Source organism: Streptomyces sp. GbtcB7 (assembly GCF_019091445.1).
Classification (GTDB): Bacteria; Actinomycetota; Actinomycetes; order Streptomycetales; family Streptomycetaceae; genus Streptomyces; species Streptomyces mirabilis.
In genome coordinates this window covers 63,968-87,034 of record NZ_JAGXJM010000020.1, presented here as the reverse complement: position 1 = coordinate 87,034, position 23,067 = coordinate 63,968, and the positions used below count along the sequence as shown (strand labels likewise).

21 protein-coding genes and 1 pseudogene are annotated in these 23,067 nt (G+C 72.1%); 11 read left to right on the top strand and 11 right to left on the bottom strand.

Annotated features, from left to right (window positions below; genetic code table 11):
* Positions 1-68: 68 nt before the first annotated feature.
* Both KVT44_RS29920 and KVT44_RS29915 read right to left on the bottom strand, forming a co-directional pair.
* Positions 69-347, bottom strand: a complete 279-nt coding sequence (locus KVT44_RS29920; protein ID WP_075031696.1) for an SCO5918 family protein — start codon at positions 345-347, stop codon at positions 69-71.
* 245 nt (positions 348-592) lie between these two features.
* Positions 593-796, bottom strand: a complete 204-nt coding sequence (locus KVT44_RS29915; protein ID WP_010986199.1) for a cold-shock protein — start codon at positions 794-796, stop codon at positions 593-595.
* A 432-nt stretch (positions 797-1,228) separates the two neighbouring features.
* Here KVT44_RS29915 and KVT44_RS29910 point away from each other — a divergent pair, with 432 nt between their 5' ends.
* Positions 1,229-2,236: a hypothetical protein gene (locus KVT44_RS29910; RefSeq protein ID WP_254650053.1), complete on the top strand. Its 1,008-nt coding sequence runs from the start codon at positions 1,229-1,231 to the stop codon at positions 2,234-2,236.
* A gap of 142 nt (positions 2,237-2,378) precedes the next feature.
* On the opposite strand, the gene KVT44_RS29905 is transcribed toward KVT44_RS29910, so the two are convergent.
* The 3 genes and pseudogenes from KVT44_RS29905 to KVT44_RS29895 all read right to left on the bottom strand — a co-directional run.
* Positions 2,379-2,657 carry a ribosomal protein L7/L12 gene (locus tag KVT44_RS29905; RefSeq protein WP_099921610.1) on the bottom strand — a complete coding sequence of 93 codons (279 nt, stop codon included), beginning with the start codon at positions 2,655-2,657 and terminating at the stop codon, positions 2,379-2,381.
* Positions 2,658-2,716: 59 nt separating this feature from the next.
* Positions 2,717-3,493, bottom strand: coding sequence for a L,D-transpeptidase (locus KVT44_RS29900; RefSeq protein WP_217569966.1), 777 nt, complete (start codon positions 3,491-3,493; stop codon positions 2,717-2,719).
* Between the two features lie 154 nt (positions 3,494-3,647).
* Positions 3,648-4,112: pseudogene (locus KVT44_RS29895) on the bottom strand (SigE family RNA polymerase sigma factor); the annotation flags it as partial.
* Positions 4,113-4,246: 134 nt separating this feature from the next.
* On the opposite strand from KVT44_RS29895, the gene KVT44_RS29890 reads away from it, so the two are divergent.
* The 7 genes from KVT44_RS29890 (at position 4,247) to KVT44_RS29865 (ending at position 11,300) form a co-directional block, all read left to right on the top strand.
* The gene (locus KVT44_RS29890; RefSeq protein ID WP_099921611.1) at positions 4,247-5,185 is read left to right on the top strand and encodes a L,D-transpeptidase; all 939 of its coding nucleotides are present in this window, start codon (positions 4,247-4,249) and stop codon (positions 5,183-5,185) included.
* 89 nt (positions 5,186-5,274) lie between these two features.
* Positions 5,275-5,907, top strand: a complete 633-nt coding sequence (locus KVT44_RS29885; protein WP_217569964.1) for a SigE family RNA polymerase sigma factor — start codon at positions 5,275-5,277, stop codon at positions 5,905-5,907.
* Positions 5,904-6,605 (top strand): hypothetical protein, encoded by a 702-nt coding sequence (locus tag KVT44_RS58435; protein ID WP_254650052.1) that lies wholly within the window; start codon positions 5,904-5,906, stop codon positions 6,603-6,605. The genes KVT44_RS29885 and KVT44_RS58435 overlap by 4 nt, the downstream gene beginning before the upstream one ends.
* Positions 6,602-8,473, top strand: coding sequence for a transglycosylase domain-containing protein (locus KVT44_RS29880; RefSeq protein WP_308314147.1), 1,872 nt, complete (start codon positions 6,602-6,604; stop codon positions 8,471-8,473). The genes KVT44_RS58435 and KVT44_RS29880 overlap by 4 nt, the downstream gene beginning before the upstream one ends.
* The gene (locus KVT44_RS29875; RefSeq protein WP_217569960.1) at positions 8,470-8,691 is read left to right on the top strand and encodes a hypothetical protein; all 222 of its coding nucleotides are present in this window, start codon (positions 8,470-8,472) and stop codon (positions 8,689-8,691) included. Before KVT44_RS29880 ends, KVT44_RS29875 begins: the two co-directional genes overlap by 4 nt.
* Before the next feature lie 91 nt (positions 8,692-8,782).
* Positions 8,783-10,621, top strand: coding sequence for an alkyl/aryl-sulfatase (locus KVT44_RS29870; RefSeq protein ID WP_217569958.1), 1,839 nt, complete (start codon positions 8,783-8,785; stop codon positions 10,619-10,621).
* 94 nt (positions 10,622-10,715) lie between these two features.
* On the top strand, positions 10,716-11,300 hold the full coding sequence (locus KVT44_RS29865) for a GNAT family N-acetyltransferase (protein WP_308314146.1): 585 nt from the start codon (positions 10,716-10,718) through the stop codon (positions 11,298-11,300).
* A 21-nt stretch (positions 11,301-11,321) separates the two neighbouring features.
* Here the strand turns inward: KVT44_RS29865 and KVT44_RS29860 are convergent, their stop codons facing one another.
* The 3 genes from KVT44_RS29860 to KVT44_RS29850 form a co-directional block, all read right to left on the bottom strand.
* Positions 11,322-12,086, bottom strand: a complete 765-nt coding sequence (locus KVT44_RS29860; protein ID WP_217569956.1) for a TIGR03943 family protein — start codon at positions 12,084-12,086, stop codon at positions 11,322-11,324.
* A complete protein-coding gene (locus KVT44_RS29855) occupies positions 12,083-13,108 on the bottom strand; it encodes a permease (RefSeq protein ID WP_217569954.1) in 1,026 nt (341 codons plus the stop codon). The genes KVT44_RS29860 and KVT44_RS29855 overlap by 4 nt, the downstream gene beginning before the upstream one ends.
* Positions 13,109-13,294: 186 nt before the next feature.
* Entirely contained in the window at positions 13,295-14,638 is a 1,344-nt protein-coding gene (locus KVT44_RS29850; RefSeq protein ID WP_217569951.1) for a helix-turn-helix domain-containing protein, read from the bottom strand.
* Between the two features lie 152 nt (positions 14,639-14,790).
* Between KVT44_RS29850 and KVT44_RS29845 the strand changes: the two genes are divergently transcribed.
* Together KVT44_RS29845 and KVT44_RS29840 are read left to right on the top strand one after the other, a co-directional pair.
* Entirely contained in the window at positions 14,791-14,952 is a 162-nt protein-coding gene (locus tag KVT44_RS29845) for a hypothetical protein (RefSeq protein WP_162489364.1), read from the top strand.
* Positions 14,953-15,006: 54 nt separating this feature from the next.
* Positions 15,007-16,260 (top strand): amidohydrolase, encoded by a 1,254-nt coding sequence (locus KVT44_RS29840; RefSeq protein WP_217569950.1) that lies wholly within the window; start codon positions 15,007-15,009, stop codon positions 16,258-16,260.
* Here the strand turns inward: KVT44_RS29840 and KVT44_RS29835 are convergent.
* The 3 genes from KVT44_RS29835 to KVT44_RS29825 are packed head-to-tail and all read right to left on the bottom strand — an operon-like array spanning position 16,238 to position 20,803.
* Positions 16,238-17,704 carry an extracellular solute-binding protein gene (locus KVT44_RS29835; RefSeq protein WP_217569948.1) on the bottom strand — a complete coding sequence of 489 codons (1,467 nt, stop codon included), beginning with the start codon at positions 17,702-17,704 and terminating at the stop codon, positions 16,238-16,240. The genes KVT44_RS29840 and KVT44_RS29835 overlap by 23 nt on opposite strands.
* Positions 17,704-20,433 carry a caspase family protein gene (locus KVT44_RS29830; RefSeq protein WP_217569946.1) on the bottom strand — a complete coding sequence of 910 codons (2,730 nt, stop codon included), beginning with the start codon at positions 20,431-20,433 and terminating at the stop codon, positions 17,704-17,706. Before KVT44_RS29830 ends, KVT44_RS29835 begins: the two co-directional genes overlap by 1 nt.
* A 4-nt stretch (positions 20,434-20,437) precedes the next feature.
* A complete protein-coding gene (locus tag KVT44_RS29825; protein WP_211179035.1) occupies positions 20,438-20,803 on the bottom strand; it encodes a hypothetical protein in 366 nt (121 codons plus the stop codon).
* Positions 20,804-21,048: 245 nt separating this feature from the next.
* Here KVT44_RS29825 and KVT44_RS29820 point away from each other — a divergent pair, with 245 nt between their 5' ends.
* Positions 21,049-23,031 (top strand): Ig-like domain repeat protein, encoded by a 1,983-nt coding sequence (locus KVT44_RS29820; protein ID WP_254650051.1) that lies wholly within the window; start codon positions 21,049-21,051, stop codon positions 23,029-23,031.
* Positions 23,032-23,067: the final 36 nt, after the last annotated feature.

Below are 23,067 nucleotides of genomic sequence, written 5' to 3'. Positions count from 1 at the left end.
AGACCTTCTTCGACCGCGCGGGTCCGGCCGGTCCGGAAAGAGGCGGGGTTGCTGGGCCGAACGGGGTGTTACGCGGTCTCGGCCCAGCTGGGGACGGCGGAGCGGGCCGGGGTGACGGCCGGGTGGCAGACGAAGCCGAGACGGGTGAGGGCGCGGGCGACCTCGAGCTCGGTGAAGTCACGGCGGTCCTGCTTGGTGATGACCTCCCCGACCTGCTTGACGGGGTAGGAGTGCGGGCCGATGACCACGGACGCGCTGGTGACGGGTTCGGGCTCGCGGCCCGCCATCGAGTGCTCGACCTCACTCTTGATGAGGTCGAAGGGGAAACGGGCGATCACACAACGCATGGTGTCTCCGCGGGATGAAGTTTCACGGCGCCGGAAGGTGGGCACGGCGGACCGGAAAGTGGGCACAGCGGCCAGAAAATTCGCCGGAAATTCAATCCGGAACGACCGGGAACGGCGGGGCTGAACCGGGGCCGACCCGGACGGAAGAAAAAAAGCAGGTGGCCGGGGCCCGCACCTCATGGTGCAGGTCCCGGCCACCTGTAAGCGTCGGCCGACTCAGAAGTCAGGCGTCAGCAGGTCCCGGACTAGGCGGGGACGATGTTCTCCGCCTGCGGGCCCTTCTGGCCCTGCGTGACGTCGAAGGTCACCTTCTGGCCTTCCTGGAGCTCACGGAAGCCCTGGGTGGCGATGTTCGAGTAGTGGGCGAAGACGTCGGCGCCGCCGCCGTCCTGCTCGATGAAGCCGAAGCCCTTTTCCGCGTTGAACCACTTCACGGTGCCAGTAGCCATGTCAAATCTCCTTCGGGGCAAAGCTCGAGGACCCACACTGTGCGGGTCCGCGTCGCCGCAATGATTGCCCCATCCGGAAAAACTTCCGGATAATTCAGAAGCGACCGACCGGTACGGACCGGAAGTACGCTCCAAGACTTTGGGAACCACAACTGCAACTGATATCGACACTAGCACGTGCAGCTCCCGAAGGGCGGCGCACTATCTCACCCCACCTCGGGGAATAAAAAAACCGCCCGGACGGCGGCCCATTTTCTACCCCGGCCATGACAGATATCTGCCCGCAGAGCCTCGCCGGGGCGGTCCTGCGGGCAGTGGCGGGGTGATCGGCCGGGCCGCTCACCCGGACGGCCCGGTGCGACTGGTGGGCCGCCGGGCCCGGTGGTGGCGTGGGAGGGACACTCGCGCGTCCGCCCCCCTGGAGGCCCCGCCATGAAGGTTCCGAACGGTCCGACCGGTCCGAACGGTCCGTACCGTCTCCTCGCCCGCGCCCTGACCGCGGGCGTCCTGGTGTCGGCGTCCGCGTGCTCGTTGCACGGCCTGAGGCCCGCGGACGCGCCGTCCATCGTGCCGCCCACCACCTCCGCCACCCCCTCCCTCACCGACGCCCAGGCCTCGGCCGCGCTGATCACCCAGGGCGAACTGGGCGGTCGCTGGTCCGCGACACAGGGCGGGGCGACCTGGCGGGACGGGCTCCTCAAGACCAGGACGGACGCGCCGGACTGTCAGCGACTGCTCGACGGTCTGTACGCCGAGGATCTGCTGGGCGAGCCGACGGGAGCGCGAGCCGTCGTGGGCCTCGACGAGAACGGCAACGCGGCGCAACTGCGCTACCAGGTCGCCGCGTACGCCGCCCCTTCGGAGGTGGACGCCAAGCTGGCCTGGTTGCGGACGCTGCCCTCGAAGTGCGCGCAGTTCACGTCCACGGACGTGCGGGGTGGGCGGCTCAACGTGACGGTCGTGCCGGCGGTGTTGCCCGGGGTGGGCGATGCGCGGGAGGGGTTGCGGCTGACGATGAGCGGTGCGTCGGCCGCCGACGCCGGGGACGGTTCCGGCGCGGCGCCGATGCTGACGCTGGACTTCGCCGCCGTGCGGGTCGGGGACCGGGCGGTCTCCCTCACCAACGGCGGGCTGGGCGGGGCGGCGCAGGACTCCACCCTGCAGGCCGTCCAAGTCGGTACGCAACGACTCCAGGACGTCCTGGCGGGCCGACCCCCCACCACCGCGCCGGCCACTCCCACCACCACGCCGGCCGACCCCACCACCACGCCGGCCGACCCCACTACCGCGCCGACCGACCCCCTCACCGGCAGGCCCACCGAACCCCTCACCGAAAGCCCCGCCGACACCGACAACACCACGGCCGATACGGCCGATACGGCTGACACGGCTGACACGGCTGACACCGCCGACACCGCCGACATCGCCCAGGAGGGCTGACCCCGGGGCCCGGCACCAGGACGGGGCTCCGCCCCGAACCCCCGCCACCCGAAGCGCCTCCCCCGCGGGCTGGTCGTGCAGTTCGCCGCGGCCCTGAGGACCCTGGCTCGTCCGGCGTTCGAGAACGGGGGCGCGGCGGCGGTCAGACCAGTCGGTCGACCGCGTCCTTCGCCTCCTTGAGGCCCGCGCCCGTGACCTCGCGGTACACCTTGATCGCCTGGATCTTCCTGCCGTCGCGCGCGAGCGCGGCGACCTGTTCGAGCTCCGGGTCGGCCTCCGCCAGGCCCAGGTGGTCGAGGATCCGGTCGAGCTTCTTCTCGACGCGGGCGATCCTGCGGTCGTTGCGGCTCAGTCTGCCTTCCAGGCCCGAGTAGCACGCGAAGACGATCATGGCGAGGACGAAGAAGCCGAGTATTCCCATGGAGTCAGATCCTAGGGAAGCGCGTCCCCCCGGATTCCCGCTCGGCGCGACGACGGCACCTACCCGGCCGGTACCGCCACCACGGACGGCTCTGTGGACACCGACGGCACGGGCGTGCCTGCGGTCCGACCGGGATAGGTCGCGGCGCCTCCGGTGCCGCCCGGCAGGACCGTGCCCTCGGTCGCCGACGGCGACAGGTCCACCGCCGGGGTCGGGGTGGTCGCGCCCCTGATCTCGACCACCGCGCCCGGCGCCAACTCCTTGTACAGCCACACCGCGTCCGCGCGGCGCAGGCCGATCCATCCGGTCGTGACGTCGTAGTTCCCGGGGGCCTTCTCGTCGCTCGTGAGGGTTCCGACGAAGTTCGTCGTCCCGTCGGCGGCACGCAGACCGATCACCCAGGACACTTTCTGCAGGTCCTTGCCCGCGAACAAGGACAGCGTCCTGACGCTGTCCTTCGTGACGACCATCATCCGTCCCGTGGCCGTTGGGTAGCGGACGGAACCGGAGGAGATCGGCAGGTCGCGGCCCGCGACCGTCAGCATGCGCCGCGAGAGGTCGACGGTGGCCTCGGGCGCGGCCGGGGAGGGGGTGCTGGGCGGGGCGGTGGGGCTCGAAGCCGGGGAGGGGCGGTCCTCGCGGTCGCCGCCGGTCAGGTTCAGGGCCACGACCAGGGCCAGGCTCGCGGCGGCGCAGGCACCGGCGACGGTCACGGCCGTACGGCGGCGGCGCCTGCGGCGTACGGCGCGCTGCCGGATCTCGGCGCCGGACACCGACGGGGGAGTCTCGGCGTCCTGGGCCAACTCGCGCAGGCCGGAGGCGAGTTCATCGGACACGGTCGTCCTCCCTCTTCCCCTCGTCCGTCGGATTCAGCGAGCGCGCGGAGCGCGGCGAGTCCGGGGAGCCCGCGGAACCCGCGGAACCCGCGGACGGCTTCCCCCTGTCCGCGCTCTTCTTGCCCCTCTCGGCGGTCTCCCACTCGTCCGGCGTCGCCAGCGTCTGCGCCAGCGCCGCCCGGCCGCGGGACAGCCGGGCCTTGACCGTGCCCACGGGGGCACCGGTTTCGGAGGCTACCTGCTCGACACTGAGGTCGCACAGATGGTGCAGGACCAGCGCCATCCGCTGCGCCTCGGGCAGCGTGCGCAACGCGGCGACCAGCGCGGTGCGCTCGGGGTCGGGGCCCGGCGTGTGCTCGGGCGGCGGGGTGCGGCGGACGAGTTCCAGCCAGCGGCGCGCGCGGCGCCAGCGGCTCACCGCGAGCCGCATCGCCACGGTCCGTATCCACGCCTCCGGCGCCCCTTCGGCGAGGAACTCCCGCCGCCGGTCCCAGGCGCGGACGAACGCCTCCTGGACGACGTCCTGCGCCTCGCCGTGGTCCCCGGTGAACGCGTACAGCTGACCGGTCAGCCGGGGGAACGCGGCGGCGTAGAACGCGTCGAACTCTTCCTCGGTCATGCCCCCCGTCTCTTCCTCGGTCGTGCCCCCGCCGAAGACTTCGGAATTTCAACTGCCCCGTGCAACCCGGCGGTCCGTGCCGTGCGTACAGGTCCCGTACGCCGCTCATCGAAACACACCGCAGGGGGATCAGGATGACCAGGAGAGCCAGGAGCCGTCGTATCGCGGCCGGTTGGACGGCGGCCGCCGTGTGCGCGCTCGCGCTCGCCGGCTGCTCGAAGGGGGCGGTGACGGGGAGCGCGGGCACCGAGGTGGACACGGCGGCGAAGCCGGACACGACGGCCGGTCAGAAGCCGACCACCCGGCCCGTCAGGACCACACCCCTCGCGAAGCTGACCGGCGCGCACATCAACATCGCCGACGGGCAGACCGTGGGCGTCGGCATGCCGATATCCGTGACCTTCGACCACGCGATACCGGCCGGTGAACGGGCCGAGGTGGAGCGGCAGTTGAAGGTCGACGCCGATGTCGAGGGCTCCTGGAGCTGGGTGAAGGACCGCAATCTGCTGGAAGGGCAGCGGGTGGACTTCCGGCCGCGCGCGTACTGGAGCCCGGGCACCGAGGTCACCGTCCGGGCGGGCTCGGGCATCACCCGGCACTTCACCGTGGGCCGTTCGCTCGTCGCCACGGTCGACGTGCGCACGCACATGATGAGAGTCGTCAAGGACGGGCAGACCCGGAACGTGCCCATCACCGCGGGCGCCCCGGGCATGGACACCTGGAACGGCACGATGGTCGTCTCCGACAAGGCGACCAAGGTCTTCATGAACTCGCGGACCGTCGGCTACGGCGACGCCTACGCGGGCTATTACTACTACGCCGTCCACCTCACCACCTCCGGGACCTACCTCCACCAGAACCCGAAGGCCAATACGTACGCCGGGCACCAGAACGTCACCCACGGGTGCGTCGGACTCGCGACGGACGGCACCGCCAAGAAGTTCTACGACGAGGTCATCCCCGGCGACGTCATCACCGTCGTCGGCTCCAAGGACACGGTGGCCGTGGGCAACGGCTACGGCGACTGGAACGCGGACTGGGCCCAGTGGCGGGCCGGCAGCGCGCTGAAGTGAGCGTGCGGGCGGGAGAGCCGGGTGTTCAGGTCCCGGCTCCCCCGCCCGCCCACACCCCCCACGTACCCGACTCCGAGGGACCGCAGGCCGTGCCCCACACCTCCTCCCCCGCCTCCTCCGACGCCGCTTCCCATGACGTTTCCCCTGCCGCCTCGCGTGCCGCCTCCAAGACCGCCGACGCGCCAGCCGGGAAGGGTGAGTTCGCCCTGTACGCCACCGCGGCCTGGCCCCGTCTGGTCCGCACCGCGCACCTGCTCACCGGCGATCTCCACGAGGCCGAGGATCTCGTGCGCACCACGCTGGCCCGGGTCCGTGCCCGCTGGCGGCGCATCCCGCGCGACGACGTCGACTTCTACGTACGGCGCTCCCTGGTCAGAACCCACCTCGGCCGGACGCGGAGGAGACGCGCCGCCCGTCTGCTGACGCCGCTCCTGCCCGAGCGGGCGCGCCGGGCCCTACCGGATCCCGCGGGGGCCGTCGGCCGGCGGGACGCGCTCGGCCGGGCGCTGGCCGCGCTGCCCGCGCGGCGGCGGGCCGTGGTGGTGCTGCGCCACTGGGAGGGACTGGGCGAGGCCGAGATCGCGCAGCTGCTGGGCTGCTCGGCCGGCACGGTCAAGACGCATGCCCGGCGCGGCCTTGCGGCCCTGCGCGCCCATCCCTCCCTGGGCCCTGCCGTCACATTCCCCGCTCGCCGACACCCCGTCTCCGGAGCCCGCTCATGAAACGTCACCGCAAGTTCCCGCGTCCGTCGGCCGAGTCCGAGCGGCTGCGCGAGGTGTTCGCCGAAGCCGCCTACGACGTCACCCCCTCGGCGGTGCCGCTGGCCGCCATCGAGCGCGCGGGCCGGCAGCGCGGGCGGCGCCGTACGGCCGCGGTGGCGGGGTCCGCGTGCGCGCTGCTCGTGGTCCCGCTGGCCGTGGTCGCCCTGCGCACGGCCGTGTCCCCGGGGTCGGGCGACGAGCGGGGGACGTCCCCCTCCGGTACGCCCATGGCCACGGTGCGGGTCGTGACCGCCGGCGAACGGGTCGAGGTCGCGCACGGCATCAAGATCTGGCTCACCGAGGACGGCGCGCACTGGTCCTCGGCCGCCGGCTCCGGCCCGCTGTTCAGCAGTGTGAAGGACGGCGCCGACAAGCCCGGCGTCACCGTCCAGCAGGAGGGCGCGGGGGACTGGGGGTACTTCCTCTCCGGCGTCTACCGCGGCAAGGACGAGGCGGCGCGGGTCGTGATCGAGACCACCGCGGGCCAGGTCGCGGGCACGGCCCTCACCCTCGCGGGCGGACCGCACTGGGGGGTCTGGTACGCGATGGTGAGCACACCGAAGTCGGTCGCCCCCGGCAGGCCCGTCGATGTGACCAGGAGAGTCACGGTGTACGACTCGGCGGGCGGGGTGACAGCGAGCACGGGGGCCGGCCGGTGAACGGCGCGGACGTGGACACGGGCGGAGGCGCCGGCGGCACCGGCGCCGCCGGTGCCGCCGGTGACCAGGGCAGGGGCGGCAGCCCCGGCGGCGGACGCCACGGCGCCGGTGGGCGCGGCCGGCTCATGGCGGGCCTGCGACGCAGGCTCGCCAAGCGGCGGATCCGTATCCGTCGCACCCGCGGGCGCCGGCTGCGCCGCGCGCTCGTCGTGCTGCTCGCGCTCCTCGCGAACCTCGTCGGCGCGGCCGTGGTGGCGTACCACCTGACGAAGATCCCCGAGCCGCATCCGGAGACGGCCATGCAGAGCACGGTCTTCGTCGACGACCACGGCGACTACCTGGGCCGGCGCGGCCCCGTGGACCGGCAGGAGATCCCGCTCTCGCAGGTCCCCCGCTATGTGCAGGAGGCGGTGATCGCGGCGGAGAACCGGTCCTTCCGCACGGACACCGGGATCTCACCGAAGGCGATCGCGCGGGCCGCCTGGTCGACGGTGAGCGGCGGCGGCCGACAGGGCGGCTCCACGATCACCCAGCAGTACGTGAAGAACGCCCTGCTCAGCCCGCAGCAGTCGCTGTCCCGCAAGGCGCGCGAGGCCTTGATCTCGATCAAGCTGGACCGCACCCGTTCGAAGGACGAGATCCTGCAGGGCTACCTCAACACGGTGTACTTCGGCCGGGGCGCGGCCGGCATCCAGTCCGCCGCCAGGAACTACTTCGGCGTCGACGCCAAGGACCTCACGGTGAGCCAGGGCGCGGCGCTCGCGTCCGTCATCAACATTCCCTCGTACTACGAGAAGGCCGGCTCCGACCCGAAGGTGACGGCCAAGCTGGTGGACCGCTGGGAGTGGGTGCTGGACGCGATGGCGCACAGCGGCGCGATCACGTCCGCGCAGCGGGCCGGGGCCCGTTTCCCGGCCTTCCGTTTCTATCCGCCGGGCGACACGGACGGTCAGCGCCAGTACCTCATCGACGCGGCCGCCTCGGAGGCCGCCGACCGGCTCGGCATCACCGAGGACCAGCTCGCCCGCGGTGGTTACACGGTCCGTACGACCTTCGACCTGACGGCGCAGGACGCGACGGCGGAGCTGGCGGCCGACGGCACCGAAAAGAAGACCGGGGAGAAGACGGCCGAGGAGAAGGCGGCCGAGGCGAAGGCAGGTGGAAAGAAGCGGGCCGAGGTGAAAACGACCGGGGACGTCCGGGTCCACACGGCCGTGGTCGCGCTGGTCCCGGGCGACGGCGCGGTCCGCGTGCTGTACGGCGGCGCGGACTACGCCAGTCAGCCCTTCAACGACGCGCGGGACGGAGCGGTGGAGGCGGGCACCGCGCTCCAGCCGTTCTCCGGCATGAAGCTGCTCGCCCCCCTCACGGACCTCACCCGCACCGCGGCCCCGACCCCGCTCCGGCTCGCCTCCGCGTACGCCACGGCGGCGGCGCACGGCGTCTACGCCACGCCGTACACGGTCGCGAAGATCACCCGCGCGGGCCGCACCCTCTACGAGGCCCACCCCCGCACCCGTACGGCCATGACACGCGCCGACGCGGGGACGGTCGCCAAGCTCCTGTACGGCCGGTTGGACGCTCCTCTGGCCACCCAGACCGGCGCCGCGGGCCTGCGCACGCTCTGGCAGACGACCTACGACGAACATCTCACCCTCACCGTCGCCCTCTTCGCGGAACACCCGGCCAAGGGCAAGAAGGCGGCCCTGCCCGCACCCCTCCCGTACACGGCGGGGAGCCGTTCGCTGTCCGTCTCCGAGGGCGTCTGGTCCAAGATCGTCGGCACCGCCGAAGGCCACGATCCGGCTGCGGAACCAAATCCGGGGCTTCCAACCGGCCAAACAAAGCCCATACTGGCTACACGATGACGAAACCCTCCGCGCCCCGGCGCCACCTGCCCACCAGCCCCTTCGCCGCCCCGGTCATCCCCGTGGCCAAGGAATTCAGCCTCGGAGACCGGGTCACCCACGACCAGTTCGGCCTGGGCACGATCATCGGTGTCGAAGAGGGCATCGCCATGCTCGTCGACTTCGGCTCCCGCCAGGCCCGCATCCTCAGCCCCTACACCCGGATGGACCGGCTCTGACGCACGTCACGAGCCCACACCTCGCGACCGCGCACCTCACGAACGGCCCACTCCACTAGCCGCTCGCCGTTCGTCGGCAGAGGCTGGACGTATGACCGTCCCGGCGCGTGATGACCTTCCCTTCGACGATCTCACGGACTTCGAGAACGCCGATCGGGGGTTCATCGCGGCGTTGGACCCGCCCGTGATCACCGACGCCGAGGCACAGATCGTCTACGACGGGAACGCGTACGCCTTCCTGGACGAGGACTGCCCCGACACCGCGCACCCAAGCCTGTGGCGACAGTCACAGCTGTGCGCGCGCCACGGCCTGTACGAGGTCACCGAGGGCGTGTACCAGGTGCGCGGCCTCGATCTCTCGAACATGACCCTCGTCGAGGGCAAGCACGGTGTGATCGTGATCGACCCGCTGATCTCGGCGGAGTGCGCCGCTGCCGCCCTCGGGCTCTACCACGAGCACCGGGGCGCACGGCCCGTGACCGGGCTCGTCTACACCCACTCCCACGTCGACCACTTCGGCGGCGCCCGTGGAGTGGTGGCGCACGGCAGCGAGAGCGGGCTGCCCGTCCTCGCGCCCGAGGGGTTCCTGCAGCACGCGGTCAGCGAGAGCGTCTTCGCGGGCAACGCGATGCTGCGCCGGTCGGCGTTCATGTACGGCTCCCGGCTGCCGAGGGCCCCGCGCGGCCAGATCGGTACCGGGCTCGGCACCATCACCTCCACCGGCACCGTCACGCTCATCGCCCCGAACGTGGACATCACCCGGACGGGGCAGGAGGAGACCGTCGACGGTGTGCGGTTCGTCTTCCAACTCACGCCCGGGACCGAGGCGCCCGCCGAGATGAACTTCCTGCTCCCCCAGCAGCGCGCCCTGTGCGTGGCCGAGAACGCCAGCCACACCCTGCACAACGTGCTCACCCTGCGTGGGGCCCCGGTCCGCGACGCGCACGTGTGGGCCCGCTACCTCGACGAGACGATCGACGTGTTCGGTGACACCTACGACGTGGCGTTCGCCTCCCACCACTGGCCGATCTGGGGCCGGGCGAACGTCGTCAGGTTCCTCGGCGAACAACGGGACCTGTACGCCTACCTGCACGACCAGACCCTCCGCATGCTCAACCGGGGCCTGACCGGCACCGAGATCGCCGAGGAACTGCTGCTGCCGCCCGCGCTGGAGAGGGCCTGGCACGCCCGCGGCTACTACGGCTCGGTCAGCCACAACGTCAAGGCCGTCTACCAGCGGTACATGGGCTGGTACGACGGCAACCCCGCCCACCTCTGGGAGCATCCGCCGGTCGAACTCGGGCGGCGGTACGTGGAGTTGGCGGGCGGGCAGACGGAGACCCTGGTCAAGGCGCGGGCGTACATCGACGCCGGTGACCTGCGGTTCGCCGCCACCCTCCTCAACCACCTGGTGTTCGCCGACCCGTCGAACAACGCGGCCAAGGACACCCTCGCGGGCGTCTACGAACGGCTCGGGTACGGCGCGGAGAACGGGACCTGGCGCAACGCCTACCTCACGGCCGCCCTGGAACTGCGCGCGGGCACCGCCGACATCCCCGTCGACACCACGAGCCCCGAACTGACGTCCGCGCTGACCGTGAGCATGCTCCTCGACTCGCTCGCCGTCCGTATCGAGGGCCCCCGCGCCTGGAACGAACACCTCACCCTCGACCTCGTCGTCATCGACGAGCAGCGCCGCCACCGCGTCAACCTCCACAACGGCGCCCTCACCCACCGCGCCATGCCGGTCCATCACACCCCGAAGCCCCACGCGGACCTGACCCTGACCCTCACCCGCCCGGAACTGCTCGGGGTCGTGTCGGGCCGGGGCCTCGCGGGCATCGAGTCGGACGGCGACACCACCGTGCTGGCCCGGCTGCTGTCGTACGTCTCCGAGCCGGACAAGGCGTTCCCGATCGTGACGCCGTAAAGGCCCCGGGATCGTGACGCCGTAAAGGCCCCGGGAGGGCGTGCCGGGGAAAACCGTTCGACAGGTCCGGCTCCCCCCGATGAGGATCCGCGCTGTGACAGACAACGCTGCAAGAGACAACGTCGAGCGGGTCGCCCGCGTCCTCCCCGCCGGCCCGAAGTCGGTGCGATTCGTCGAGGTGACGAGCGCGGCCATGACCGCCCTGCTGGACTCCGACCTCGACCGGGCCGGCGGGGAGGTGGGGGCGGAACTCACCGAGTACTTCCTCAGCGACAGCGCGCGCTGGCTCTGGCGCTACCGGCTGAACCAGCTGACCGCGCGGCCCGAGTGCGCGGGATGGCTGTCCAAGGTCGTGATCGCCGAACCGGAGGGTACAGTCGTCGGCTTCGCCGGGTTCCACGGGCCGCCGGACGAGACGGGCATGGTGGAGATCGGCTACTCCGTGGACCCCGCCCACCGCCGCCGGGGCTACGCACGGGCGATCCTGGCCGCGTTGATGCGCCGGGCCGCCGCCGACGCCCGGGTCCGGACCGTACGCCTGACGATCAGTCCCGACAACGCCGCGTCGCTGGCGACGATCGCCGGGTTCGGCTTCACGGAGGTCGGCGAACAGTGGGACGAGGAGGACGGCCTCGAAACCATCTTCGAGATCCCCGCCTCCGAGATATCCGCCTCCTAGACACCGGTCGGGGTGCGCGCGCTACCGCCGCTCGTAGGGGTTCTCCGGCTCTTTCACCTTCGTCACCGAGGCCGCGTCCACCACCGGCGGCCATGCCGCGTCCGAGCCGAGCTTCCCCTTGGGACGCCAGGTGCCGGTGACGGTGACCCAGGTGTCGTTCACGGGCGCGTCGGCGCCCCGCACCTCGATCTTGTACGTACTGGCATCCGCCGCACAGCACGTTATGAGAAGCCGGGCCAGATACCAGCTCCCGTCGCCGCCCCGCGTGACGAAGCCCGTCATCCGCACCGTGCGGCCCTTCAGCGAGCGCCCGCTGTCGTAGACGGCCCGGGAGGTGAACTGGCCGAGGGTGAGGTCGACGGGGTCGCCGGCGGGGAGGGCGGGAAAGGTGCCGACCCCTTGCGCCGCCCGCTGGGCCGCCTCGCGGTCGGCGCTGTAGGAACCGAGGGCCGGGGGCGGGTGGAGGAGCAGGGCGGCGGCGGGGACGGCGAGGAGGAGGGAGATACGAGGGGTACGGCGGTGATCGTGCCCGCCACGGTCCACCTCCACGTCACGCTCTTTGCCCTCCTCATCCTCTTCGCCCCGGTGGTCGTGGTCGTCCTCGTACGTTCTTGTCGCGCGTACGGCGCCCAGTACGGCCAGGATCACCAGGAGCACCCCGGACACGACGAGGTACGGGCGCAGCCCGGCCTGCACGTACCGCAGATACAGGTCGCCGAAGAGCGAGATCCGCAGCACCGCCGCGCCGCTGAGCAGCAGCAACAGCGCGGGTCCGTACCGCCTCACAGGAGCCACCACCCCACCAGCGAACTGCTCACCAGGGCGACCGCCCAGGTGACGGACGAGAAGCGGACCGCGAAGGCCTTCCCGAAGGTTCCCGCCTGGAGGGCGATCAGCTTCAGGTCCACCATCGGGCCGACCACCATGAAGGCCAGCCGCGCGGTGGGCGAGAAGCCGGTGAGCGACGCGGCGACGAACGCGTCGGCCTCGCTGCACACGCACAGCACCACCGCCAGGACGGCGAGCAGCGCGACCGACAGCCACGCGGAACCCGTGAAGACGTCGAGGACGGAGCGGGGGACGGCGATGTTGAACGTCGCCGCCGCGGCGGCGCCGAGGACCAGGAAGCCGCCCGCGTGCAGGAAGTCGTGCTGGAGCCCGGCGCGGAAGTCGTCCCAGCGGGAGGTGTTCGCGTCGGTGCGCGGGCGGGGCGCGGTCGGCAGCCGCAGCCACTCGTCGCGGCCGAACCGTACCCAGAGCCAGCCCATCACGACGGCCGTCGTGAGGGAGGCGGCCAGCCGGGCGAACACCATCATCGGCTTGCCGGGAAAGGCGATCGAGGTGGCCACGAGCACCACCGGGTTGATCGCGGGCGCGGAGAGCAGGAAGGCGAGGGCGGCGGCCGGGGCGACCCCGCGCCGCATCAGGCTTCCCGCGACCGGCACGGAGGCGCACTCGCAGCCGGGCAGGACGACACCCGCCGCCCCCGCGACGGGGACGGCGAGCGCCGGGTTGCGAGGGAGGAGGCGGCTGAACACCTTCTCCGGGACGAAGGCGCCGATGGCCGCGGAGACGAGGGTGCCGAGGAGTAGGAACGGGACGCCCTGGACCGCGACCGCCGTGAACACCGTCCACCAGGCCGCCATCGCGGGGGTGGCGAGGTCGAGGGCGAGGGTCGGGCCGAGGACGGAGGCGACGGTGGCGATCGCGATGAGGGCGAGGCCACCGAGGACCACGTGGACGAGGGCGCGGGCGGCGAGGCGCAGCGCGTCGGGGCGCCGCCGGCTCTCCGGGTACTCGTTCTCCACGCCGCCGTTTCCCGCCTGCCGCGAATGTACGACTCCGGAGGCTAGCCAGTACGCCTGTCCAGAACCCGGCAATCCCCAAAGACCCCCCTGTGCGCCCCCGCCGAGCTTTTGGGGGCGCGGGGAACTGCGCGACCAGCCCCCACCGGCCCGCGGCCGAGGAACCGCCCGCAGTCGCGGAACCGGCCGTTACAGCGGGGGCTGGGCCGGGGCCGGGCCCAGGGTGGTGGTGCCGGGGGCCGTGCGGTGGCCGAGGCCCGTGCGGTAGGCGTCGAGGGCCGCTTCCACCCGGCCCGTGCGGCGCAACAGGTCCCCGAGGAGCCGGCACAGGTCGGCGAGATCCCCCGCCGCCCCCGCCCGCTCAAGAAGACTCAGCGCCCGCACGTAGTGCTCCTCGGCGGACTCCGTGTCCCGGGCGTCCTCGGCGATGATGCCGAGCAGGCGGTGCGCGCCGGCCGAGTGCACGGCGCCGCGCTCGGGACTGAGGTCACCGAGCACCTCGTGGAGGAGGATGGCGGCCTCGCCCGACTTCCCGCGCCGGTGCAGTACGTCCGCGAGCTCCACGTTGACCTGGCTCGTGTACAGGGCGGCGCGCTTCGCCGAGAGCATCGCCTGCGCCTCCCGCAACTCGCCCTCCGCCCGTTCCAGTTCACCGTTCTGGGCGTACAAGTAGCCGCGCATCCAGTGACAGTTGGCGAGCTCGGTACGGATCTGGAGCTGCCGGTAGAGCTCGGAGGCCTTGGCGAGGGAGGCGTCCGCCTCGGCGACCCGGCCCTCGGCGATCATCGTGCGGGCGACGGATCGGTGCATCCGGGCGACGAGGGCCGGATCACCCACCTGGGGCGCCAGGGCGAGCGCGAACTCCGCCGCCTGTGCGGCCCGTGCATGGGCGCCCATGTCCATGTACGGGGCGATGACGCCCGTGTAGAGGAGCAGCAGCGCGTCCGGGTCGTGCATCCCCGTGCGGTTGAGCTCGTCGAGGGTGGACTCGAACAGATAGCAGGCGTAACGGAGTTCACCGGCGAGGTAGTGGGACACGGCCCGGCCGCGCAGGGCGGGCACCCGGTTCGGCAGGGGCGCGTCGCCGAGGCGCTGTTCCGAGGCCTCGAAACGTTCCCGCGCGGTCTCCAGGTTCCCGGTCTCCAGGGCGCATTCGCCGAGCCCGAGCAGCGCCGCGGCCTGCTCGGCGACAAGCCCGTGCGCGTCCGCCTCCGCGAGGAGCGCGTCGTACTGCTCCGCCGCGACCTCCGCCTCGCCGGTGGCGAGCGTGCGCTGGGCGTCGGTGAGGCGCAGCCGCAGATCGGTGGCGAGGTGGGCGGGGCGCCCGGTCGCGATCTCCTCGTACGCCACCCCGAGCCGCTCGGCGATGTGCCGCAGCGCGGGCTCGGAGGCCCGCACCCGCCCGGCCTCCAGGGTGGAGATGTACGCGGGCGTGTACGCCGGTTCCGCCAACTGTTTCTGCGTCAGTCCGCGTTCCGTACGCAACTGCTGAACCCTGCGCCCGATGACCTCCGGGCCGTCACGCTCCGCCATGGATTAAGCATGCCATTAACCCGACTTACACTCGGCCAACTTTTGACTATTGTCCAACTCCCCTTGCACCCCTTGCCCTTCGATGCATCGAACCCCTACGTTAAGCGGCGGATTAAGCCTGCTTAATACGCCGCTGTTGTTGCGAGGTCGCCATGCTCCGACGTATTTCCGCGCGCTACTTCAGAGGATTCGGTGCGGCCGTCGTCGCCGTCGCCGCCCTGGTCCTGGCAGCGAACGCCGGCCCCGCCCGGGCGGCCGAAGCCACCACCCCGCACCTCCAGCACCTCACGGGCCACGCGCAGGCCCTTCGATAGACCGGCCGCCGACGGGAACTCCCCCGTCCCGTCGGCGGCCCCTACGCTGGCCCCGTGATCTCGCCTGCCGCACGCATCGCACTGGACCTCACCGCCGACCTCCCGGTTCCCGACCTGGAGGACTTCTACCGCGACCTGCACCGGCACCCGGAGCTGTCGATGCGGGAACACCGGACGGCCGCCGCGCTCGCCGACCGGCTGCGCACCTCCGGGTTCGACACGGTCACCGGCGTCGGCGGCACCGGAGTCGTCGGCGTCCTGCGGAACGGGCCCGGGCCGACCGTGCTGCTGCGCGCCGACATGGACGCGCTGCCGGTGCAGGAGGAGACCGGACTGCCGTACGCCTCCCGGGTGCCCGGCGTGATGCACGCCTGCGGGCACGATCTGCACGTCACCTGGCTGGCGGGCGCGGCCCGGGCGCTCGCCGCCGGACGCGAGGCCTGGTCCGGCACGCTCCTCGTGCTCGGGCAGCCCGCCGAGGAGACCGGCGAGGGCGCGTCGGGGATGGTCGCGGACGGACTGTACGAGAGGTTCCCGCGGCCGGACGTCCTGCTCGCCCAGCACGCGGCCCCCGGTCCCACCGGGCTCTACGCCCACTCGCCCGGACTGATCATGTCCGCCTCCACCGACGTGGACATCGTCGTGCACGGGCGGGGCGGGCACGGTTCGCGTCCGGAGTCGACCGTCGATCCGGTCGTCACCGCCGCGTACCTCGTGACCCGGCTGCAGACCGTCGTCAGCCGGGAGCTCGCGGCGCGCGAGTCGGCCGTGCTGAGCGTGGGACGGATCGAGGCGGGCACCCGGCACAACATCATCCCCTCCGAGGCCCGGATCGCCCTCAACATCCGTACGCAGTCGGACGAGGTCCGTGAGCGGATGATCGCGGCGATCCGGCGGATCGCGGCGGGCGAGTGCCTGGCCGCCGGCTGCCCGCGCGAGCCCGACGTCGTCGTCGGCAACAACTTCCCGGTCACCGTCAACGACCCGGAGACCGACCGCCGGGTCGCGGCCGTGCACGGCGAGGTCTTCGGCGCCGGGACGATCCTCGACCCGGGTCCGGCGATGGGCAGCGAGGACTTCCCCCGGCTCGCGGAGGGGAAGATCCCGTACTCCTACTGGTTCGTGACCAGCACCCCGGCGGAGGTGTGGGACGCGGCCCCGGGCGACGACCTCATGGAGAAGTTCGCGGCCGTGCCCAGCAACCACAGCCCGCAGTTCGCGCCCGACCTGGCGACGCTCGCACCGGGCGTGCGAACGCTGGTGTCGGGGGCGCTCGCGTATCTCGTCAGCCCGGAAGAGCCTTCCTGAGTTCCTTGTCCAGTTCGGCGGCCAACTCCGCGTCGCCCGGCGGGTCGTCGCTGAACAGCCTGCCCAGCTCGGTGGCGAACGTCTGGGTGAACGCGCCGTACAAGGGGGTGCGGGGGCGCTGGACGGCGCGCCGGAGCGCGGGGAGCAGGATCGTCCGGGCGTACGCGGGGCGCCCGTGGTCGTCGCGCGGCATGCGGTCGGCGCTCTCGCCGGAGGGCGAGGCCGAGGGGGAGGCCGCTCCGGGGGTCCTCGCCACGCCGCAGGTCACGTCGTCGGCCGTGTACGCGGTCTCCCGGGTGGCCGCGAACCCCGCGTCGAGCAGACAGCGTTCGCTCTCCCTGCTGGTGAGGAACTGTATCAACTCCCTTGCCTTGTTGGCCTGTTGGGACGATCCGGCCAGCGCCAGGTTCTGGCCGCCGAGCACCGCCCGGCCGGGCAGCGGAGCGACGCCGAGCTGCGCGTCGGTCAGGGACTGGTGCAGGGTGCGGTAGGCGTAGGGCCAGTGACGCAGGAACGCCGTACGCCCGTCCGCGAAGTCGGTGAGCGACTCGCCCTCGTCCGAGCGGACCGCGTCCCCGAGCGTGTACGCGCCCTGGGTGCGGGCGCGCAGCTCCGCGAGCCCGTCCGTCAACTGCTGGACGGTGGCGGTGTAACGGCCGTTCTCGTCGGTGAGGCCGGCGCCGTCGGTGGCGGACAGGAACGCCTCGATCCCGTTGACCGTGCGGCCCTCGTACGGGCCGAGCTGGGTGGTCCAGCCCTTCTCGTACCCCTTCGGCCGCGACCGGCCCGGCGCCTCGACGGCATCGATGAGGTCCCGCAGCTGCCGCCAGGTGATCCCCTTGCTCAGGTCGGTGTCCTGGACGTGCGCCTGCTTGAGGTGGTCCCGGCGGTAGTAGAGCAGGCCGACGTCGCTGTTGAAGGGGACGGCGTAGAGTTTTCCGCCCCAACGGGCCGTGCTGGCGACCGACTTGATGACGTCCGCGCCGACCAGGGCGTCCGGCAGCGGGCGGATGAGGTGCGCGGCGGCGAACTCCGGCACCCAGGTGACGTCCAGGTTGACGACGTCGTACTGGGCGCTGCCGGACTGGAGCGCGCCGAGCAGCTGGCTGCGCTGCTGGTCGGCGGAGCCCGGGAGTTCGACCAGGCGGGCGTGGACGTCGCTGTGTTCCCTGTCCTGCTGGGCGTTCCACGCGTCGATGAGCTGTTGCCGGATGCCGCCCTTGCCGGTCACGTCCCGCCCGCTGGCCACGACGATGTCCCCGGAGGCACCGGGGGAGACCGTGGCGCCGGGACCGGCCTGCCCGCCGCCGGTGCAGGCGGTCAGCAGCAGAGCGAGGGCCAGCCCGTATCCGTAGACCCGCCCGTGGACTCGTCCGTAGACCCGTCCTTGGACTCGTCCATGGACCCGCCCAAGGCCCCGCCCGGATGTCCGCCGCCGTCGCATCACTCGTCCCCCGTTCCGGTGCGCGCGACCTCGTCCCGCAGTCCTGCCACGAGGTCGCCCTTGGTGTCCAGGCAGCGCCCGCCGCTCGCGTCGGAGATCCGCTGGTCGGGCCTGCCCTTGGCGCAGCCGCCGCTGTCGAGGGCCGCCATGACCACCGGGACGCCCTTGGCGCGGGCCGAGGTGAGCAGCTCGTCCAAGTGGCCCTTCGCCGTGAGGTGGTTGTCGTCCTCGTCGTCCGTGAGGAAGACGATCAGCTCGGGGCGGTCGTCGTCCCTGCCCTTCTGGGCCATGGTGTCCAGCGCCGCCTTCAGCGCGTCGTACGGGTCGGCCTCCGCGTCCTTGACCGCGGCCCGGTCGAGGGCCCGCTCGGCGTCGCGGCGCTTGTGGGGTCCGAAGGGCAGCAGTTCGGCGTACGGGCTCCGGCCCGGGGAGGCCACGGACCAGACGCCGTACTCGTCCTGTGCGCCGAGTCCGCCGAGGGACTGCTTGAGGATGCCGGGGGCGCCGCCCGGCCCCTGCCACAGGCCGGCCATCGAGCCGGAGCTGTCCAGCAGGAAGAGCACCCGGCCGGGGCCCTTGGCGTTGCGGTACTGGTTCAGGGCCGTGTCCATCGCCTCGGCACCCGCGGCCCCGGCGGGCCGGCCGGGGTCGGAGATCAGACCGGTGGCCGAGTCGTGGGCGGCGAGGAAGGCGCGGGCGCCGGAAGGGGCGCGGAAGCCGTCCTGCCCGAAGACCGCGAGACCGTTGTCGACCTCGTTGCCGCTGTTCTTCTCGCCCGTGTCACCGGTGCCCGTGAGCCAGTCGTGGAAGCGCCGTACCGCGTCGTCCCGGGCCGCCTCGTCGTTGTCGCCGCCCGTCCAGCGGACACGCACGAAGGTGGGAGTCAGGCCCGGTACGTCGTCGGGGTACTCGGCCATCCGCGGGGTGCGTGTCGTCCGGTCGCAGCCGACCCCGCTCACCATCAGGAACTCCGGTACGAGGGCCGCGGTGCTCCGGTCGGTGTCCGCGTTGTCGGGCAGGGTGCACAGCAGGTCACCGGCGGTGGGCGCGGGCGGTCCGGTCTGGGCCACGCTCCCCTCCGCCCGGCCCACGTCGGCCTTGCCCGGGCCGTAGAGGCCGACCGTGGCCAGCAGCGCGGAGTCGGTGTACTCCGGATCCGGGCGCCGCACGGAGGCGCTCTTGTCCCGGCGCGCCAGCTTCGCCCGCAGGCCCGCGAGCGAGTCGCCGGTCCGGTCGCGCACCGCGTCCTCGGCGATGCCCTGCGGCAGCGACAGCACCATCGGGGAGTACGCGAACGGCGCCGCGTCCGGCTCCAGCGTCACGTAGGTCCGCGCCACCCCGGAGGAGCGCGCCCTGGCCGCGGTCGCGAGCGTGCCCGGGATCCAGATGTCCGGCTGGGGCCCGATGTCGCGCTGCGGGTCGGTGTCGTCGCTCACCGGCCGTTGCCAGGGATCCGACTGGTCGCGCAGACCCGCCACCACGGCCGCCGCGCCCGCGCCGTACACCGTGATCCCACTGCGCCGGCAGCCGCCGCCCGTGGTGTTCGCCGCCGACGTGAGATAGGTGTCGGCCGCCTTGCGGACGGTGGATTCGAGATCGGGGTCCGTGAGCAGCCGCAGTTCCACGGGCGGGCCGCAGACGGACCGGTCGGAGGCCGCCTTGTCGACGACGAAGTAGCCGACGAGGCCGAGGGCGGCGGCGAGGACGAGGAGGACGACGGCGGCTCGGCGGGTCGATCGCCCGCCGGGGGCCTGGCCGGGGGGCCGGTGCGGGGCGGGAGCAGAGGGCCGGAGCGCGCCCGGGCCCACGGCCCCGGGCCGTATCCGGGCCGCCGCCGCACGCACCCGAGCCACGAAAGCGCGCCGCCGACGGCGACCGGACGTGGGGCGGCTCGCCGCGCCCGCTCCGACGGCCTGCGCCCTGGAGCCGACAGGTCTCCCCGCCCCCGCCCGGATCCCCAGCACCACGTCCACCGGAGGGTTCTCCGTGCGGCTCTGCGGTTCCCAGGCTTCGCCGCGTTCGGTCCGGTGGTGGGTGGACATGTAGGCCCTGAGCGCCTCCGCGAGGGCCAGGAAGTGAACCTCGTCGCCCCGCCCCTCGCCCTCCTGGTCCTCGATGCCCGACGTCAGCAGTTCCACCAGCCGGGCGGTGAACGGCGTGGGGGTGTCGGCGTCGCCCGCGTCGATGCGGTGGTTGGCCTGCACGCTCATCAGCACCGAGACGCGCCGTCGGACGTCGGGGCGCTCCACCGCCTCCCACACCCGGGCGGCGTTGCCCGCGTTGCAGCAGTCGAGGACGACCACGATCCGTTCCGCGTGGCTGTTGGCGAGGATGCGCAGCACGTTGGTGAACCGGGCCGCGCCCTCGAACCCCGCCGTCTCGCCCCGGACGACCTCGGCGTCGCGCATCTGCAGCCACAGTTCGTCGCCCGCGCTGGGCACGGCTCCGTGTCCGGCGAAGTAGAGCAGGAGCAGCCCCTCGGCGGAGTCGGCGGCCGCGCGCAGGGAGTGGCGGAAGTCGGCCAGCCGTGGCGAGCGCGCGACGGTGATCTCCAGGGGCCGGAGGACTCCGCCCCGCTCCAGGGCCCGTACGAGCACCGCGAGGTTGTGGGCGACGGCGGGCAGCTGGCCCGGGACGCCGTCGCGGTGCTTCGGCCGCGTGAACTCGTACTCGGACACACCGACCAGCAGCGCCCGGTTCACCTTTCCCCGCGGGTCGAAGCGGTCCACCCGGCTACCTCTCGTCGGGACCCAGGGGATCGACACGGGCCTCCGGCGGATCGCCGTTCTCCACGGAGCCGCGGTTGTCGCTCCAGGCCCGTACCGCGCTCTTGACCTGTGCGAGCAGTTCCTTGAAGAGCGTCTCGGCGCCCGCCCCGATCAGCACCAGCACGATGTCCATGCCGACGCCCATGGGCGTGCCCTGCTCATCGGTCCCGGCGCGCTCCTCGATCCTGAGATCGCCCCGTTTGACCAGCTGCTCCAGCGGCCTCTCCCGCTCCAGCCACTTCTTCAGGGCGCCGACATCGCTGTCGCTCGCCGTCCCGTCCAGACGCACGCGGATGGCCCGGGCTGCCACACCCTCCCCCTCAGCAGTCATGACTCACCATCATGGCACCGGAGTTGACGCCGGGGGAGGCTCTCGACAGGGGCGGAACGGCATTCCCACGCGTTCCAGGGACCCCTGCGCCTCCTGTTGTCAGTGGCATGACTTAACCTTTGCCCACTCGCCACACACGGCTCACAGGTCCTGCACGACTCGCAGGTCATACCCGGCCAGGACATCACTCGACCCGTGTCCGTGGCGCCCACACTTCGTACCGGGGGGTTCGAATCAGCGTGCGTATGCGCACTCTTCCCATCGCCACGGCGTTCGCGGTCGCCTTCAGCTCCGCCGCCCTGGCCATCGGCACCGCCACGACGGCGAGTGCCGACTCCAGCAGCATCCTGCCGGTCATGGCGACCGGCGACCTCGTGGTGGACGGCGTCCACCAGCACGTCTTCGTCAGCGACCCGCGCAACGGCAAGGTCGTGGTGACGGACTACAGCGGGCGGGTCGTCACGCAGGTGACCTCCCTGGCGGGCGTCACCGGTCTGCAACTGTCTGCCGACTCGGGCACGCTCTACGCCGCCGCACGCGACGACGACGCGATCGTCGCCATCGACACGGCGACGCTGACGGAGTCCGCGCGGTACCCGACGGGCGCCGACACCGAGCCGGAGTACCTCGCCGCCGCGGGCAACAAGATCTGGTTCGGCTACGGCACCTCGTACGCGGGCAACATCGGCTCCCTCGACCTGACCGGCACCGACCCCGTGGTCGCCCTCGGCCAGGACGACGCCTCCCACTGGCGGGACGCCCCGCGGCTGGCCGCGACACCGGGCGCGCCGAACGCGCTGGCCGCCGGCGACCCGGTCACCTCCTCGTCGCTGCTCGCCGTGTACGACGTGGCGGGCGGCACGGCGGCCCGCACGGCGTTCATCGACCACAACCACGGTCAGACCGAGGACCTCGCGTTCACCCCGGACGGCAGCAAGGTCGTCACGGCCAACGCCGACGACCGCAACTGGGTCTGGCAGTCCTCGGACCTCTCGACGGCGGGCTCCCTGCCCACCACCCACTACGCCAACGCCGACGCGGTCGCCGACGACGGCACCGTGGCCGCGGGCTCCGACTCCTCCTACGATCCGGACGTCCACGTCTTCACACCGGGCGCCACCAGCCCCGTACGGCAGTACGACTTCCCGAACACGGGCCACAGCAGCGGCTCGGATCTGCTGGCCACCGGCGCGCTGGCCTGGGAGCCCGGCACCAGCAGCCGGCTGTTCGCGGTGACGTACAACTCCGAGGGCGTGTTCTCGCTCCGCGTCATGAACGCCCCCACCCAGTCGAAGCCGACGCTGACGGTCAGCGCACCGGCGAGCGCCACCCGCGCCAAGTCCCTCACCGTCTCGGGCACGCTCACCGCGACCCTGGCGCTGCCCGCCGGGACCCCGGTCACCGTCACCCGCACCGACATGGAGTCGCCGAACGGCAAGTCGCTGGGCACCAAGGCCCTGGGCGCCGACGGCAAGTTCTCCTTCAAGGACACCCCGCCGGCCGGCGGCAAGGTGAAGTACACGGTGAAGTACGCGGGCGACGCCACCCACACCCCGGCGTCCGCCTCGGACACGGTGGAGGTCTCGCGCGCCACCCCGACGCTGACCCTGAACAACGATCGCAAGGTGTACGCGTACGGCACCGACGTGAAGTTCACGGCGCACCTGGGGTCGACGTACAAGAACCGCACGGTCGAGATCTGGGCCGACCCGTTCGGCTCCGACAAGCCCAACAAGCTGGTGAAGTCCGGCAAGGTGAACTCCTCGGGCAACCTCACCGTGACGCTCGACCTCACGCGCGACGCGAAGGTCACCGCGAAGTTCGCGGGCGACTCGCGCTACAAGCCGAAGTCCGTGAGCAGCACCGTCGGCGCCAAGGTGAAGGTGTCCACGGCGATCAGCGGCCAGTACAAGAAGAAGTCGGTGTACGGCCACACGTACAACTACTTCCACAAGTCCAAGGACCCGCTGTTCACCACGACGATGACGGCGTATCCGCACCGTCAGCAGCGGCTGGAGATGGAGCTCTACTACCAGGGCACCTGGTACGACGCGGGCACCCAGTACTTCAAGCTGAGCTCCACGGGCGTGTCCAGGGTGCAGCTCGGCGGCACCCACGAGACGGGCTACCGGATGCGCGTGCGCTCCTCGTACTACAACGGCACGTCGGGCGACAACGTGAACTCGACGACGCACGGCGACTGGAAGTACTTCATCTTCACCGGCTGATTCATCTTCACCGGCTGATTCTCGGCTGAGCTGATA

Coding starts and splice junctions, on each gene's coding strand:
- KVT44_RS29920 (WP_075031696.1), bottom strand. CDS start 347: ATGCGTTGTGTGATCGCCCGTTTCCCCTTCGACCTCATCAAGAGTGAG.
- KVT44_RS29915 (WP_010986199.1), bottom strand. CDS start 796: ATGGCTACTGGCACCGTGAAGTGGTTCAACGCGGAAAAGGGCTTCGGC.
- KVT44_RS29910 (WP_254650053.1), top strand. CDS start 1,229: ATGAAGGTTCCGAACGGTCCGACCGGTCCGAACGGTCCGTACCGTCTC.
- KVT44_RS29905 (WP_099921610.1), bottom strand. CDS start 2,657: ATGGGAATACTCGGCTTCTTCGTCCTCGCCATGATCGTCTTCGCGTGC.
- KVT44_RS29890 (WP_099921611.1), top strand. CDS start 4,247: ATGACCAGGAGAGCCAGGAGCCGTCGTATCGCGGCCGGTTGGACGGCG.
- KVT44_RS58435 (WP_254650052.1), top strand. CDS start 5,904: ATGAAACGTCACCGCAAGTTCCCGCGTCCGTCGGCCGAGTCCGAGCGG.
- KVT44_RS29875 (WP_217569960.1), top strand. CDS start 8,470: ATGACGAAACCCTCCGCGCCCCGGCGCCACCTGCCCACCAGCCCCTTC.
- KVT44_RS29870 (WP_217569958.1), top strand. CDS start 8,783: ATGACCGTCCCGGCGCGTGATGACCTTCCCTTCGACGATCTCACGGAC.
- KVT44_RS29850 (WP_217569951.1), bottom strand. CDS start 14,638: ATGGCGGAGCGTGACGGCCCGGAGGTCATCGGGCGCAGGGTTCAGCAG.
- KVT44_RS29845 (WP_162489364.1), top strand. CDS start 14,791: ATGCTCCGACGTATTTCCGCGCGCTACTTCAGAGGATTCGGTGCGGCC.
- KVT44_RS29835 (WP_217569948.1), bottom strand. CDS start 17,704: ATGCGACGGCGGCGGACATCCGGGCGGGGCCTTGGGCGGGTCCATGGA.
- KVT44_RS29825 (WP_211179035.1), bottom strand. CDS start 20,803: ATGACTGCTGAGGGGGAGGGTGTGGCAGCCCGGGCCATCCGCGTGCGT.
- KVT44_RS29820 (WP_254650051.1), top strand. CDS start 21,049: ATGCGCACTCTTCCCATCGCCACGGCGTTCGCGGTCGCCTTCAGCTCC.